Source organism: Petralouisia sp. (assembly GCF_056822245.1).
Genome location: NZ_JBQIOP010000003.1, coordinates 52,800 through 66,296 on the forward strand (window position 1 = coordinate 52,800; position 13,497 = coordinate 66,296).

5 protein-coding genes are annotated in these 13,497 nt (G+C 37.6%); all 5 read right to left on the bottom strand.

What is annotated here, in order from left to right; all coding sequences use genetic code 11:
• Window positions 1–145: 145 nt before the first annotated feature.
• Window positions 146–3,340 (bottom strand): fibronectin type III domain-containing protein, encoded by a 3,195-nt coding sequence (locus ACTO17_RS01975; RefSeq protein WP_482556700.1) that lies wholly within the window; start codon window positions 3,338–3,340, stop codon window positions 146–148.
• Between the two features lie 256 nt (window positions 3,341–3,596).
• Window positions 3,597–4,490 carry a hypothetical protein gene (locus ACTO17_RS01980; RefSeq protein ID WP_482556701.1) on the bottom strand — a complete coding sequence of 298 codons (894 nt, stop codon included), beginning with the start codon at window positions 4,488–4,490 and terminating at the stop codon, window positions 3,597–3,599.
• A 9-nt stretch (window positions 4,491–4,499) separates the two neighbouring features.
• Window positions 4,500–7,574, bottom strand: a complete 3,075-nt coding sequence (locus tag ACTO17_RS01985) for a fibronectin type III domain-containing protein (protein ID WP_482556702.1) — start codon at window positions 7,572–7,574, stop codon at window positions 4,500–4,502.
• A gap of 111 nt (window positions 7,575–7,685) precedes the next feature.
• On the bottom strand, window positions 7,686–10,811 hold the full coding sequence (locus tag ACTO17_RS01990) for a leucine-rich repeat protein (RefSeq protein WP_482556703.1): 3,126 nt from the start codon (window positions 10,809–10,811) through the stop codon (window positions 7,686–7,688).
• Between the two features lie 31 nt (window positions 10,812–10,842).
• Entirely contained in the window at window positions 10,843–13,377 is a 2,535-nt protein-coding gene (locus ACTO17_RS01995) for a leucine-rich repeat protein (RefSeq protein WP_482556704.1), read from the bottom strand.
• Window positions 13,378–13,497: the final 120 nt, after the last annotated feature.

Sequence of the window (13,497 nt, forward strand, 5' to 3'; positions counted from 1 at the left end):
CGCTGACTATCTGCGCTGTTCCTGCCGCTGAAACGGAACTAGAAATTAAAACTGTTCCGCCGAATACCATACAGATCAATAATCTTAAAAATAATATTCTTAACCTGATTTTCATAAAAATTCTCCTCTCCGTCCAGATTTTTGATTATTTTCTCGTAGTTACTTTTTTTGCTTTCGACCAATCAGAATAGATTTTTGAGGTTTTTCCATTCACTTTCACATTTTTGTAAGCCCGGACTCTTACATAATATTTTTTACCTGCTTTCAGCTTTGTAACTGTTCTGGAGGTGATGCGGTTCTTTTTCAACGTCAGGGCTTTTGTATTTTTTTTAGCAAATTTGCTGCTGGTGGAGTATTGAAGCTGGTAACCAGTAGTCTGGATGGTTTGCTTTTTCCACTTTACGATAAATCCCTTTTTCTTAGATGCCATTCTGGAAATGGAAGTTGCTTTTGGCTTGATGGTAAAGGTTTTTATGAGGGTTCCTGTATAATTACCTTTTAACTTGATTGAAACTTTATACTTGCCTACATTTTTCCTTCCCTTTTCATAACTGACTGTGTAATCCATGCCATTTTTCAATATGTTTCCCTGATTACTCTTTACCGTTACAGAAGGTTTTTGGCTCTTGCCATTATAGGGATAGGATTTCTTAGATAAGGATACATCTTGCTCATTTATTTCTTGCGGCGTAATCGTAAATGTTTTCTTTACTGTTCCTGTATAATTGCCGATTCCGATTATTTTAACAGTTGCAGTTCCCGCATTCACATTATTTTGATAGGATAGTTCATAATCTACATTTTCAGATAAGATTTCAGAACCATCTTTAATCTGGATTCCTGGTTTTATAGCCTTTCCAGTATATGCCTGGTTCTTTATTTTACCGAACGCAAGATCTGATATTTCGTTTGTTTCTTTTTGCTCTTCTTTGCTGACAACCTTAAGAATCAACTGGTAATCTGCGCTGCTGTTGTTTTCTGTTTCTTTAAAATGAAGATTCATGTTTGTTATGCCCTGCTTTTTCAGCTTTATTTTACGGCTTCCTGGTTCTACAGGCTCTGCGATCTCTGTATTTTCTATTGTTACCACTGGTGCTTCGTCATTAAAATAGCAGGTAAAAGAAGCATTGTATTCTTTATTTTCCAGATATACTTCTATCGTTTTTTCTCCACCCCGTATCCATGCTTCCGGCTGAATTTTACACTGACCAGATGCATAGCTGAGTTCAGCCACGGGGACAGGTAAGCTGTTATTTATTCCATTCCCATCATTTCTCCATACAGAAAGAACAGAATCTGTCTGCAGGTCTAATTTTTCCACAAAATCCGGTCTGAGCATTTCATCCAAAGACACAGCAGTGGTTCCATTTAAAGTATAATTATCAACGGATAGAAAATAACAATTTTTTATTCCGTCATTCATCAGCTGGTTATTCTCTGCAATAGGCGACAACACATATACAGGGTTATTTTCAGAATAGGAAAAACTGCCTGCTGAATAACAATTTCTGATATAATTTCCATTATTATAAACAATCCCATTCAGCCATCGGCCGCGATTAATTTCATTTCTAAGATAGGCGTCTGCTATCACTCCTTTGTTGTAACAATTGTATATCCATCCGAAATTGTCACATACAATTCCTGCTGCTGCGCTGCTTGTTCCAACCAATCCATGATTACTGCACTGGCTGACTGTTGCGATAGCTTCTGCATTAATTCCTACAATACCTCCGACATAACGGCCCCAGACTTCGCCGTAATTTTTACATCCATAAACCAGATTGTAATTGGCATTGCAGACTCCTCCCACAGTTATTTCAGAATTGCCAGCACAGGAATAATTATTACAGAAAGAAATAATTCCTTTGTTCACATTTGCTATACATCCTCCGGAATTCAGCAGTCCCTGAGAGACATCCACGCTTTTTACCCTTCCATTTTCTCCAATGTATCCAAATAGACTTCCGCCCTCATGCTCTGTTCTCATGTTATAGATAGCATGTTTATTCCCATTAAAATTCCCCTGAAAGGCATTTGCGCCTTCCAATGTTCCGTTCGGGCAGAGGGCTATAGGCTCCCACTGGTATCTATAGGATTCATCATTTAAAAATATATCATTGCAAAGATTGATTTTCTTTCCTTCAAATGCATTTCCACCATTGACCAATTGTGCAAGTCCCGCAAGCTGGCTGGCAGTTGTAATGTCAAATTCTGTTTTCCCATCTTCATACCAACTGGTATCCGCTGTACCATCCCAGGGATTTTGAGCCTGTACAGGTTCTGTTTTTGGCTGATAGACTCCGTTTTCCGAAAAGTCTGTAATCTCATGAAAGTCCAGGATTCCGCTTTTTGCGGATACCCACACAATTTTTCCATTTTCATAGATTGGCTCGCAATCTGTAACGGGAGCCATTATCTCTTTTAACTCACTGACAATGGTCCCTGTTCCGTCCACAAAAACATAATTTGTCATATATTGGCCAAAGCCGCTTGTTCCCCACATGACCGCAAATCTGTCTGTTCCAATCTTCGTAATCTTGGGATGGTGCACACATTTCACTTTAAATGGAAAAGAATCTGTCAGCCACTGTTTTTGTACCTCTCCTGATTCTTTGTTCAAACATGAGAGAAATACATTGCTCATTTCCTGATTCAGATAGGTACCTGTCACAAGATAATTTCTGTCCGATATGGCAAGTCCTGTTACTTCTGCACTTGTAACGTTATTGCCATCTTCCCCATCGATATCCATTAGGGAAGCAGAGGATTTTTGGTTCTGAATATAGACCGAGCGTTTTGGTGTACTGTCTGATAAATCTACATAGACAGGCATGTCATTGTCATATTTAATAATTTGCCGAAAGGAATGTGATGCGTGTATACTTGGGAAAGGAATCATTCCCAAGTTATTTGAAATGGCCATATCTGCCGTATTAATATGTATTGCAATATTAGATTGATGCCAATCTGGCCGCAGTCTGCTGGTATAGATTGTTAAAATTTCTCCACTTTCATCCATGGATACATTTCCTGAACTAAAAGGACTTGCCGTATATGTTTCCTTTGAATTCAGAGATAGACTTTTAATTCGCTGAAAATTCTTGTTATATTTGATAATACGGTATACTTCCCCTCCGTTTTCGGCATTGGCGTCATAGGATTTTCCACAAACCACGTAATTATAAATTGCACCCAGATATACGCCACCCCAAATGGGCAGTTCTAGATCAATTTCTTTTGTCTCCCTTAACTGGCGTTCTGCTGTGAAATTTTTTACCAGAAGCTTTTCCTCATAGTAAATTACGACCTGATAGCCTCCATCAGATGTCTTTCCCAAAAAGGATGTTCGGCATGTTCCATCCACATCGGGAATGTAGTTGGAAAGATAATTAGTATATCTTTCCGGTAGGGTATCCGTTTTTTCTGCCGCCTGAATGTCTGTGAATGGAAGCGTGAACATGCTGGATAGTAGAAATGCTAGTAAAAATGATAGAATTCTTTTGCGCTCCATAAATTTTCCCCTTTCATTTGTTTCTTCCTGTAACGGCTGTGCAAAACAGAATATTCATTTCGCGCAGCCGTCCTTAGTCTTTTTATACATGATTTGTTCCATCTTGTTCTGCTACGGATGCCTTTTGAGGATCTATATAACCCGTTTTCCCATTTTTATCCTTTACTTTCAAATAGATTTTCTTATTTTTACTAAAGTATATTCTGCATGGTCCCACTGCTTCCCCCTTTTTTATCGTGAATGCTTTTTCTTTTCCTCCTGCTTTTGTATAAGCTGTCAAATTCCGTTTCATCGTAAACATAATCATTCCGTCAACAAGAGCATATTCTCTTGCAGATGGGCGCACAAATTTTCCGTTTTTCAACGCCAATTTTAGTTTTAAGTGTACATAATCAAAATTGGGAATTTTCAGGCAAAGTTTTGTATATATCTCTTTATTTCCATTGGTTGCAAGAAAAGCATTTTTTTTCATTCCATGTAAATTGTATATGTTTGGAATTCCTTTTTTTACTATCGTTGCAAGATCTTGTTTGCGTTTTACCTTGCCAGTTTTATACTGGTAATAGTAGATATGTTTTATATCAGCAACCCAGTCCAAATACATAGAATCCCCTTCTATTATCAGCAATTCCATCTGCTTATCTTGTTTATCCACATCTGTTACCATAACTTTTACGGGACTATCGCTCCTATGTCTTTCAAATTTTTTGTTATATATTGCTTTTCTATTTACAGTCACGGTAACGTTCCAATCATGATATATTTGGTGGTTTTCCTCATATTCTTTTGATAAAGAAGTAACTTTGATGGATTCTTTTTTTCCTTTCTGATCCAGATTATAATAATATGTCTTAGAGTCTTTTAATGTTTCGTATACCTTTTTTTCTGCCGCTTTAATTTTCTGTGGAAAGGATATTGCTATTCCTATTATTAACATTATTACTGTTAATCTTGATATATTTTTTATTTTCTGCATATTTTTCTCCTATTTCTTTGTCGTAACGTTCTTTATTTTCGACCAATCAGAATAAATCTTTACTTTCTTCCCACTTACTTTCACAACTTTATAAGTGCAGATTCTCACATAATATTTTTTACCAGCTTTCAGTTTTTGGATGGACTTAGAAGTTGTTCTATTCTTTTTTATTTCTGTTGCCTTAGTAGTATTCTTAGTAAACTTCTTGCTGGTAGAATATTGAATCCTGTACCCTGTCGCCTGTTTAGCCTGTTTCTTCCATTTCACTTTAAAACCTTTGGAAGATGCTGTAAGCTTGGATATTGAGGTTCTATTCGGTTTAATGGTAAACACCGCTTTTGCCGTTCCTGTGTAGTTATCTTTGAAATGAATGGTTACCGTATATTTCCCAATATTTTTCATAATCTTTGGAAAAGATACTGTGTAATCACTTCCATTATCTAAATTATTTCCGGCGCTGTCTTTCACAGAAACAGAGGGTTTCTGAGCTTTACCGTTGTATGTGACAGAATTTTTTGACAACTCTATATCTTTGATCCCATTAATTACATCCCGGCTTTCAACTGTTCCGCATTTAGAACATTTCTTTATGATACTTCCATTTTTATTCATTTTGGCTTTTGTTATAATTGTTTTTATTGAATGCTCTTTAAGGGGAAGAGAGTTTATATAGAATTTTCCGCATTTGATGCAAGTCCATTTTTCCTCGCCCATAGCGCTGCATGTAGCGCCTCTAATGGTTTTTTGATATAAATGTACGCAAGTTTCTGATATATCTGGATTGCTTGGCGGAATGGATACATCTGGGTCATTTGGCATATCTGGCGGAATGGGTATATCCGGATCATTCGGTATATCTGTGTCTTCCGGGTAACTGTAATTTTCATATGCGTCTATTTTTATCCCATATTTTTGGGCATAGTTTTCCGCTGTGCTGCCTGCTTTCACAAATAAGGTTAATTGCTCCTTATTACACCCTTCAAATACTTGCTCATACTCACTGTCTGTTCCCATAATTTGTACATTACTGGAAATTTTTACTCTTTGTAAGTTGTCGCAATACCGAAAGGCATAAATACTGATATTTGTTACGCTTTCTGGTATTTCAATGCCCTTCAGATTGCAGCATCCATAAAATGTATTTTCTGGCACACTGGTTATCTTCGCTGGCAGTTTAACCCTTTTTAATTTTTGACAACTGTGAAACGCCTCTTCTCCCATGTCCGTTATGTTATCCGGCAATTCTATACTTATGATGCCGCTCTCACTAAATGCCCGATCTCCGAGAACTGTCAAACCGTCTGGCAGTTCTATTTTTTCTGCGCTGCAATGGGAGAATGCACCGCTTTCAATTTGAGTTATACTGTCGGGTACTGTAATGTCTGATATGCTTTTGCAATAATAAAAGGCATCGTCTCTTATAGTGGTTACTCCGGAGGGAATGGTAATATTTCCGTTTTTTCCTCCTGGGCAAAGTATCAATTCTGTTTTATCTTTGTTATATAAAATTCCATCTTCTGCTGCATAATTTAAATTTGTTTCTGAAACTTCAAAATTTTTTAATCCATTGCAGCATACAAATGCAAATCTTCCAATATCTGTAACAGTATCTGGGATTTCAATGCTTTCTAGACTGACGCAACCGTTAAAAGCGGATGCCCCGATAGAAGTTATTCCAGAAATAATTTTTATATTCTTTAAACTGGAGCAAGTATAAAACGTACATTCTTCTATCTTTGTTAGAGAAGCCGGCAATTGAATTTCAGTTAATTTGTAGCAGCCGTTGAAGGTGTTTTTTTCGATCGTTTCCAGTTCACTTGGCAAGTTGATCTTCAAAAGGCTTTCGCAGCCCTGAAAAGCGCTTTCTTTAATGCTCAACAGGCTGTCTGGCAGTTCAATTTCAGCCAGATTTTTACACCAGCAGAATGTTTCTTTGCCTATTTCTGTAACACTTCCTGTTATTTTTATGCTTTTCAGTTCGGTACAATTGTAAAATGCAGAATCGCCGATATTTGTCACATTCTTTGGTATAATGATATCCGTCAGACTTTTACATCTTTGAAATGCATTACGTTCTATGTTAGTTAAACTTTCTGGCAATACAATGTCTGTTACATTTTCACAGCCATAAAATGCAGTTTTTCTGATATCTTTTAGGTCGTCTGGTAACTGAATCTTTCCCTGTTTCGCTCCTGGGCAATAAATCAATTCTGTTTTATTTTTATCATACAGAATACCATCTTCTGCTGTATAATTGTGATTTTCCATTGACACTGTAATTTTTGTCAGGCTGTCGCAGCCCCAAAATGATAGAGCCCCAATGGCCGTTACACTTTCTGGTATGTCAATTTCTGTTAAACTTTTACAACTATAAAATGCATAATCCCCTATGCTAATTACGCCATTTGGTATTTCAATACCTTTCAAGTTTTTGCAGTCATAAAATGCCTGTTCCCCGATACTTGTTATTGTGCCTGGCAGTTCGATGTCTGTTATATTTTCACAGCCGTAAAACATATTATTTCCTATGCTGTTTATATTGCCTGCGATATTTATGCTCCGCAGACCTTTGCAATTTCCGAACATGGAATATCCCATATTTGTTACACTTTTCGGCAATGTAATGTTTTCTAAAGCACTGCATCCATAAAATGCAAAATCCCATATGCTTGTCACGCTTTCAGGTATTACAACATCCGTCAGGCTTTCACATTCTCTGAAAGCAGCCATTTCAATCACCGTTACTCCATTTGGTATCTTCACGCTTTGTAAAAAATTACATCCTTTAAATGCCGAAATGCCAATACTTGTTACTTTTTTTCCTTCTATATCTGCCGGAATGATAAGATTTGCATCACTTCCGCTGTATCCTGTAATGTTCAGCGTACCGTCTTTTAATTCCTCGTAGGAGAAACTATCTTCCGATATCCCGGAAGCTTGCATTTTTTCTAATATCTCAGGAGCTTGCATTTCTTCCGGTTCTTCTAATATTTCTGAATTATCCACTGTTTTCTGAGAAACATCTGGAACAACCATACCCAATATCAGTGCCATCGTTAGACACAGCCATTTTTTACTTTCCATAAAATTTTCTTCCTTCCTATGCAAACAACAGCAGGTCAGACAACTGCGCAAAACCTGCCAGTTCCATCTGGCCTGCTGCCCAAAGAAACTTTTTTCGTCGTTTTAAAAGTTTTATTTTTTGATACTTCCGCTTCTCTTTCTGCTGCTCCATGCACTATACAGTTTTTTAGATTTTCCATCTATTTTGGCATTTTTATAGGAACGCACCCTTACATAATATTTCTTTCCGGTTTTCAGCTTCGAAATTGTTTTTGATGTCGCTTTATTCTTAGCTATCTTGACTGTTTTTGTCCCCTTTTTGAAATTCTTATCCATACTGTACTGAACCTGATATCCTGTGGCCTGCCCGTCTTTCTTCCAGCTTACCTTTAATTTCCGCCCTTTTGTAGTCTTTAATGATTTCACAATCTGCTTTTTTGGGCTGACTTCTACTGTAATCCTTACACTTTCTGCGCTGTATTTCCCCGCTGCGTCGACTTTGACTGTTATCACGGCGATCCCGGTTCCTTTGATGGTTGCCTTTCCCTTATTAGTCACTGTCAGGACTTTTTTGTTGGAACTGGTGCAGGTCAGGGCGCCCCTTTCATCCTTTAATGAGATACCCAGGGAAAAGGGTTTATTTCCATACACTTTTTTGTAAATGGTTTTCGCGCAGGTCAGATTCTTAGAACCAGTTTGGGAACTGCTGTTAGAATTATTCTGGGAACTGCTGTCGGAATCATTCTGGGGTGCGTTTTGGATGGTAAAGGTTTTTGTAACCGTTCCCTTATAATTTCCCATTCCCGTTAAAATGGCTTTCCCAGTTCCAACTTTGATATTGTCCCTGTATTCTGTGTTATAATCTGTCCCTGCTTTTAGTGTAACAGTTCCATCTTTGACAGTGACGAGCGGCGTCTTGGCTGTACCGTCATACGTATAGGATGTGGGAGTTATGGCAATCTGGCAGTTGGATAATTCTTTTGTTTTCGGATTTGTGATTCCTGTATCCTGATTGCCGGTAATTGTAAATTCTTTGGTTATCGTTCCTGTGTAATTGCCGATTCCTGTAATGATAACTTGTCCTGTCCCAATATTGATATTATTTTTATAGGTAATAGTGTAATCTGTATCTTTTTCCAAACTGATTTTCCCATTTTCCAAGTAAACGTCGGGTGTTTGTGCTTTTCCGTTATACTGAAAAGATTCTGGATTTAATAGTATCCGGCAAACAGAGATATCACTTGACACTGTCCAGGGTATTTCTTGTGCCGAAAACTGAACTCTTTCTAATTTTGCATGTTCTGAAATATTTGATCCTTCTTTTCCGTAAAATGTTAAATTAGTGCATCCTTTAAATACTTCACTGCCTATTCGCCATATTTCCCCTTGGAAACTAATGCCAGTTAAACTGCTGCATCCATAAAATGCTTTATCGCCGAAAGATATCTGTTCTGCAGCAATGCTTACATTTTCTAAACTTTTACATTCCATAAAGGTCCAATTGGGAATTGCAGTCACACCACTTGGAATATTTATAGTTTTCAGATTTACACAGGACAGAAAAGCAAAATCACATATGTATTCTATGTTTTCAGATAAACTGATGCTTGTCAAACCCTCACAGCCACTGAATGCAGAAACTCCGATGCTTGTCACACTCCATGGAATCTTAATTTCGACCAATTTGCTGCAATCGTAACATGCGTAGTCTCCAATATACATCACTGTGTCAGGTATATTTATTTCTGTTTTTCCCTCTGGACAGACATATAATACTGTTTGTTCTTTATTATACAGACAGCCATCCTCGCTCATATACTGTTCATTTTCTTCTGCTACATTTATTTGTATCAAATTGCTGCAGTCAAGAAAAACTTTGTTCGAAATTTCGTTAACATATATAGGAATATCTATTTTAACTAAACTGCTGCATCCATAGAATGCCAGTTCTTTTATTTCTCTCAATTGTTCAGGAAGTTTTATTTCTTTTAAATTGCTGCAATCTTGAAAAGCACCATTTTCAATAACGTTTGCATCAGCTATATTTACCGTTTTTAAGCTGCTGCACCCTGCAAATGTATAGCTCTTTATTCTTTTCACTTCGGATGGGATTGTTATTTCTATTAAATTGCTGCAGCCGGCAAAAGCAGAAGCACTTATTTCTGTTACTGTGTCAGGAATGGTTATTTCTGCCAAATTTTTGCAGTTAAGAAATGCGTTTTCTCCAATCACTGTTACAGTATCAGGTATATGAATGCTTTTTAAAGCACTGCATCCGCTAAAAGCTCCTCCAATTGCTGTTATCCCATTCGGAATAGTTATATTTTCCTTTGCGCTTGGATAAGCAACAATTGCTGTTTTCTCTTTGTTATATATAATGCCTTCAACTGCTGTATATATGCTGTTATTTTTGGAAACTGTTATTTTTGTTAAACTATTACACCCATCAAAAGCACTATTTTGTATCTCTGTCACATTAGCGGGAATATTTATTTCCGCTAGATTTGCACAGCCACTAAAAGCCTTATAGCTGATAAGAGATACACTATCAGGTAAAGTTATCTTCTGCAAATCACTGCAACCATTAAATATATAGCTGTTTATCTCTGTTAGCCCAATAGGAAGATTTACTTCAGCTAATTTACTGCAATTATAAAATGCATTGGATTCTATTTCTGTTACATTGTCAGGAATATCTATTTTCAGCAAACTGCTGCAGCCATAGAACATATCGTTGTTTATTTTCTTTAATTTATTCGGAATATTCACTTCCGTTAATTTACTGCATCCTTTAAAAGCCCCATAGTCTATAATTTCAAGATTATCAGGTAAATGTATCTTTGGCAGGCTGGTACAATCTAGAAATGCTTCACGTTCTATTTGTGTCACTGTACCAGGTATAGTTATCTCTTCTAAACCGCTGCATCCTTCAAAAGCATTGTTACTAATATATGTTACAGTATTAGGAATGGTTATGCTTTTTATGCTTTCCTGACGGTAAAATGCATAGCTTCCAATCTTTTTTACCGTGTTTGGGATTGTAAGTTCTGTACTTGTTCCTCCATAAGATTGCAGGGTTCCGTTTTCATCGATAAGAAATCCGTCCTTGTCGGATAACCAGTTTCGTGCAGAATCCGCTGCTTCTTCCGCTTCTCCAATCCTCTGCTCATTTTCTGCGGATACCACAGGTGCAGGAACTACCAATGCTGTGCTTATAATCACTCCCACCAACCATTTCCAAATCTTTCTGTTTCTCATCTCACATTCTCCTCCTTCTCTTTAAAGTTCGTTACTTTTTGATACTTCCGCTTCTCCTTTCGCTGCTCCATGCACTATACAGTTTTTTAGATTTTCCATCTATTTTGGCATTTTTATAGGAACGCACCCTTACATAATATTTCTTTCCGGTTTTCAGCTTCGAAATTGTTTTTGATGTCGCTTTATTCTTAGCTATCTTGACTGTTTTTGTCCCCTTTTTGAAATTCTTATCCATACTGTACTGAACCTGATATCCTGTGGCCTGCCCGTCTTTCTTCCAGCTTACCTTTAATTTCCGCCCTTTTGTAGTCTTTAATGATTTCACAATCTGCTTTTTTGGGCTGACTTCTACTGTAATCCTTACACTTTCTGCGCTGTATTTCCCCGCTGCGTCGACTTTGACTGTTATCACGGCGATCCCGGTTCCTTTGATGGTTGCCTTTCCCTTATTAGTCACTGTCAGGACTTTTTTGTTGGAACTGGTGCAGGTCAGGGCGCCCCTTTCATCCTTTAATGAGATACCCAGGGAAAAGGGTTTATTTCCATACACTTTTTTGTAAATGGTTTTCGCGCAGGTCAGATTCTTAGAACCAGTTTGGGAACTGCTGTTAGAATTATTCTGGGAACTGCTGTCGGAATCATTCTGGGGTGCGTTTTGGATGGTAAAGGTTTTTGTAACCGTTCCCTTATAATTTCCCATTCCCGTTAAAATGGCTTTCCCAGTTCCAACTTTGATATTGTCCCTGTATTCTGTGTTATAATCTGTCCCTGCTTTTAGTGTAACAGTTCCATCTTTGACAGTGACGAGCGGCGTCTTGGCTGTACCGTCATACGTATAGGATGTGGGAGTTATGGCAATCTGGCAATCAGAAATCTTTTTTTCGCTTGGCTGTACTGCATCACTCGTGGCAATAAACGGTATCTTGAGTTCTTCTGCGTGAGTCTGAGCATAGGAACCGGCTTTTCCATAAATAGTCAGATTATCACAGTCTACAAATGCTTCTATCTCAATTGTTTTTACACTTTCCGGAATAACTACCTTTGTCAGATTCTTACAGCATGCAAATGCGTCAGACTTGATAGTGTATACACTATCGGGAATTATCATTTCTGCTTTACTTCCCGGGCAAGCATAGATTTCTGTTTTATTTTTGTTATACAGGCATCCTTCTTCATCACTGGAATAATGACTGTTTTCTTCCGATACTACTATTTGTGTCAGGCTGCTGCAGTCAGAAAAGGTGGCTCCTTCGCCAATAGTTGTTACATTTTTTGGAATATAGATTTTTGTCAGGTTATTGCAGCCGTTAAAAGCATTCCAACCAATCTCTTCCACGCTGTCTGGAATATCTATTTGTGTCAGGCTGCTGCATTGATAAAATGCATAATGGCCTATCTTTGTTACTCCTGGAGAAATTGCAGCTTCTGTTTTTCCACCTGGACAAATAAGAATTTCTGTTTTATTTTTGTCATACAGACATCCCTCCTCACTTACATAATTCGCATTTCCTTCCAATACCTCTACCTTTGACAAATTACTGCAGCCCCAGAAGGCACTGCTGTCTATTTTAGATACATTGTTCGGAATAACGATTTCTGTTAAATTACTGCTATTTTCAAATGCCTCATAACTAATTTCTTTTACATTCTTTGGAATAGTAAGTGCTCCTTTCGCTCCCGGATAAGCAATGATTTTTGTTTTATCCTTATTGTATAGACATCCCTCTTCTCCTGCATATTTACTGTTCTCTTCTGATACGTCTATCTGTGTCAGGCTGCTACAGCCTTCGAATGTGCTTCCTGACAGATATTCATATTCCATATTTGCAGGAATATGAATATCTGTCAGGTTGCTGCAGCCTCTGAAAGCTCCGGAACCAATCTCTGCCACGCCCTCAGGGAGCTTTATCTCCTGCAGGCTGTTGCAGCCTCTGAAAGCTCCGGAACCAATTGTATTCACACTGCCTGGCAGGTTTATTTCTGTTTTCTTAGGCGGACAGATAAGGATTTCTGTTTGATCGTAGTTGTACAGACAATGATCTACACTTACGTAACTGCTGTTTCCTTCTATTACTTTTATTTCTTCTAGGTTACTGCAAGTTTGAAATATATTGCCTGAAATGTATGACACTTTTTTTGGAATAGTAACACTGGTTAAGCTGGTACAGCCTAAAAAGGCAAGACTTTCTATTTTTGTCAAAGTATCTGGAAGAAGGATCTTTTCTAAGCTGCTGCAGCCTTCAAAGGCGCTTCCGCTTATTTCTGTCACACTATGTAAGAGTTTTACAGACCTGAGATTTTTACATCTGTAAAATGCCCGATAGCCTATTTTTGTTACGCCAAATGGAATCTCTATCTCTTCCGCTGTTCCTGAATATCTCTCTAGAATTCCATTTTGAATGAGGAATCCATCTGCGTCTGCACTTTTGTTTTTCCCATAAACCTTTGCTGCTTTTATACTTTCAACAGCCTGTTCCTCATTTGCCTGCGCTATAGGTATTGGAACGAAGAGAATGGCGCTGATAATTGCCGCGAACAACCGTTTCCAATTTTTTCTGTTTCTCATATTCATTTATACCTCCATATGACGTTCCGTTAATCTTCTTTCATTATAACCTTAATGGTTGTGTATTACAACACCTAATTAGTTATATAGTGTATAAACTTATTACATGTATATATGATA

Bases quoted from the DNA above. Each gene is read 5' to 3' on its own strand.
- ACTO17_RS01985 (WP_482556702.1), bottom strand. From the start codon at position 7,574: ATGGAAAGTAAAAAATGGCTGTGTCTAACGATGGCACTGATATTGGGT.
- ACTO17_RS01980 (WP_482556701.1), bottom strand. From the start codon at position 4,490: ATGCAGAAAATAAAAAATATATCAAGATTAACAGTAATAATGTTAATA.
- ACTO17_RS01990 (WP_482556703.1), bottom strand. From the start codon at position 10,811: ATGAGAAACAGAAAGATTTGGAAATGGTTGGTGGGAGTGATTATAAGC.
- ACTO17_RS01995 (WP_482556704.1), bottom strand. From the start codon at position 13,377: ATGAGAAACAGAAAAAATTGGAAACGGTTGTTCGCGGCAATTATCAGC.